This window comes from Streptomyces sp. NPDC005774, from assembly GCF_042871645.1.
Taxonomy (GTDB): Bacteria; Actinomycetota; Actinomycetes; order Streptomycetales; family Streptomycetaceae; genus Streptomyces; species Streptomyces pratens.
This window is the reverse complement of record NZ_JBIAIV010000123.1, coordinates 1-3072: the sequence shown is the minus strand read 5'-3', so window position 1 is coordinate 3072 and position 3072 is coordinate 1. Positions and strand designations below refer to the sequence as shown.

Sequence of the window (3072 nt, the reverse complement as noted above, 5' to 3'; positions counted from 1 at the left end):
GCCCTCAAGCCCGAGTACCAGGGCTATCACGGACAGTTGATCCTGAGCAGCGACGACCTGGCGGAGATGGGCGACCTCAAGGACGTCCGGCGTGCTGCTCTGGAGGCGGGCCGCCGCCTTGGCTGGAAGCCGGCCACCAGGCTTGTCGAGAACCGGCTCTTCGTCCTCGACGAGCGCGAGGCGCCCGAGGGGATCCAGCAGCTCGCCGAGAACGCGGCGGCCGAGGCGATGGACCGGGCCAGGCGGGAGCGTCGGTGAGCCCGGTGATCCTGCCCGAGCCCGCCGCGGTACTGGCTAACACCGACTGGGGCGCCCTGGAACACGCCTACGGGACTGCCGAGGACACCCCCGCGCAGCTCGTCGCGCTCTTCGCCGACGACCAACCCACGAGATCCCAGGCCCTGGACCACCTGCACCACGTGGTGCACCACCAGAACGCCCTCTACGCCGCGACGGTCCCGGCCGCGCCCTACGTAGCCGCCATCCTCCTCGACCCGCGCTGCCCGTCGATAAAAGGGCCCACGACTTCCCCGGTCCGCTGCGCGCCGAGCTGCTGGGGTGGCTGAACTCGGTGGCCGACGCCGCCGACGACCAGGCCGAGGCGACGATGCGCCGTTAGGACCTCTTAACCCGGCAGGGCCCGACTACCTCACCGTCGAACACGCGGAAACCTGTGTCGGCCGGAGTAGACATTGGGCGGTGGTGTGGTTATGGTTTCTCTCGTAGCCGAGATCAACAGGGCCCGGCAGAGATGAACTGCCGAGCAGCAGTACCCACAGTTGCAGGATGCAGGACGGTGCGGTGGTGGAGTTTCGAAGCCAGAGCGGTTGCAGGACGGCGACGGGACTGACGACCGGACCGGGTGGCCCGCAGTGATCAGGGGCCGCCGTGAGCAGGACCGCGGTCAACGCGGTGGCAGTACCCGCAAGTGCAGTTCGCAGGACCCAGCAGCGCAGTGAGCAGTACCTCGGTGAAGGCGTCGGCTGCGGGCGCGCGCACCGGGAGGTTCGGCAGTGGGGTTCTAAGCCAGAGCAGGACGGGCGACGGGGCTGGCTGCCGAAGAGTGGCGCTGTCACAGGCCACCAGCAGTTCGCAGTATCAGTAGTACAAGCAGTACGTAGTCCCCCGTTGGTAAGTAGTTGATCAAGAGGGAAGAACGGAGGAGCCCCGCGCCATCAGGATCGCCCGGGTCGAAGTCTTGAGCCCGGGTACCGCAGGACATCGATAGTGAGGTGGTCTCCGGTCGAGCAACCGCGATCCCCGCACCCCCGGCAGCATCTCGGTCGGGTCTGCGGACACAGAAGGCCGGCGCAGTACCAGGGCCGGCAGATGGTGTAGCAGTTTCCTTCGGGGCCCTGGTGCCATTGGCACCAGGGCCCCTCCACGCGTTCCACAGAGAGGTGCAAGTGACAGCAGACGACTCGTACGGCCGTCTCGACGACGACGACTACCCCGCCTACACCATGGGCCGAGCCGCCGAGATGCTCGGCACCACCCAGAGCTTCCTGCGCGCCATCGGCGAAGCCCGCCTGATCACCCCGCTGCGCTCCAAGGGCGGCCACCGCCGCTACTCCCGCTACCAGCTGCGCATCGCGGCCCGCGCCCGGGAACTCGTCGACCACGGCACCCCCATCGAAGCCGCCTGCCGCATCGTCATCCTCGAAGACCAACTCGAAGAAGCCCAGCGCACCAACGCCGAACACCGCCGCGCCGCCGAAGCGTCCGACCCGCCCGCGGCCTGAAGCAGCGCGTGGTCATTGCCTCTGGTGACAGGGTGTGGGCGTCTAGCGTCTGCGTCAGCTGTCATGGTTCGGAAGTTCCCCTTCGCCCACGTCTTCGGCGTGGGCGTTCTGCTGTGCTGTGCTGCAGGAACCCGAGCGATCACCTTTGCCTTCCGCACGTTGCGGTAGGCGTACATCGGCTGGAAGGCATGAGACATGGCTACGGGAACTGTGTCGGGTAGCCCCGACGCGTTGCCGCGCCAGGGCCCCCTCAGAACCGTGCGTGCCGCTTTCACGGCACACGGCTCAAGCTCATCCCCAGCGGGGCGGCTTTCCTCCTTTACGGTCTCTTCGCGCGTCACCTGCATGATGCAGGCGATGGCACGAGGAGTGAATGAGACGCAGGTTCTTTCGTTCGTCAGTCCCGCCATCGCGTCGGTATACAAGATGATGCTTATTGAGCATCTTTCCCGACGCTGTGAACCAGTCGACCCATTGACGCAGGTCGTCTGGTTCGTACTCGGCTCCGGCAATCAGCGCCTGCCGACAGACCGGGCATAGGCCCTTTTGCCTCACCGCTAGAGCGATGCTCGTCTTGCCCATCGGCGGAGGTGCAGTCTTGTGCCTCCGGTTTGCCCAGTACTCGATCAGGTTGGGGTCGTCAGGCGACGCCCTCCCCTTAACCATGACGTGCCTTTGAATTTTGATCCACCTGAACTTCGTGAGATAGGCGCCGGTCTCCCGGTCGCCAAACACCCATTTATCCTGGCGATCCTTATGGAACCTGCCGAAGTAACGGGCTGCTACCCATTTCTTCGATTTCATCGGGTGTGAGCGGTTGGCCCACTTCCATGTAAGTTGCCACATGTACATGTCGAGGCTGTTAAAAGCTGCCGACGATGTTCCACCCCGATAGTAAGCTGCCCATCCTCGGACAATCGGATTCATCCGACGAGTGATGGCCGCGGCATTGGCCCCGTAGAGTGATTTAATTTCACCGCGCAGCCTAGTCCTCATTCTGCTCACTGCATCCTTGCTGGGTGAGGCGAGAGTGATTCTTCCTCTCCTCTGAATGGTGAAGCCCAGAAAATCGAATCCGTCGGCCACGTGCGTGATCCGCGTCTTCTCCTGGTTGAACTTGAGGCCTCTGGGCTCCAGCCACTCTTTCAGCACTTCCTGAACCGATTGCGCTTCCTCCTTCGTGTGACACAGCACAACAAAGTCATCGGCGTATCGAATCAGGATCGGGGTTCCTGCTGCCGCTGTTCTATCCTTAGATGGATATTCAATGTAGCGACAGCCGGCCGCAGCTTCCATTCCGTGTAGAGCAATGTTCATGAGCAGCGGGCTG

4 protein-coding genes are annotated in these 3072 nt (G+C 63.9%); 3 read left to right on the top strand and 1 reads right to left on the bottom strand.

Annotated features, from left to right (window positions below):
* The 3 genes from ACFYQA_RS39310 to ACFYQA_RS39300 form a co-directional block, all read left to right on the top strand.
* Window positions 1-258, top strand: a 258-nt coding sequence (locus tag ACFYQA_RS39310; RefSeq protein ID WP_388928620.1) for a hypothetical protein, incomplete at its 5' end; no start/stop codon positions are given.
* Complete coding sequence (locus ACFYQA_RS39305; RefSeq protein WP_388928618.1) at window positions 255-566, top strand: hypothetical protein; 312 nt, start codon at window positions 255-257, stop codon at window positions 564-566. The genes ACFYQA_RS39310 and ACFYQA_RS39305, both read left to right, overlap by 4 nt.
* A gap of 840 nt (window positions 567-1406) precedes the next feature.
* On the top strand, window positions 1407-1742 hold the full coding sequence (locus tag ACFYQA_RS39300) for a MerR family transcriptional regulator (protein ID WP_388928616.1): 336 nt from the start codon (window positions 1407-1409) through the stop codon (window positions 1740-1742).
* A 291-nt stretch (window positions 1743-2033) separates the two neighbouring features.
* Here the strand turns inward: ACFYQA_RS39300 and ACFYQA_RS39295 are convergent.
* A partial coding sequence (locus tag ACFYQA_RS39295) for a group II intron maturase-specific domain-containing protein (RefSeq protein ID WP_388928614.1) occupies window positions 2034-3072 on the bottom strand: 1039 nt, incomplete at its 5' end.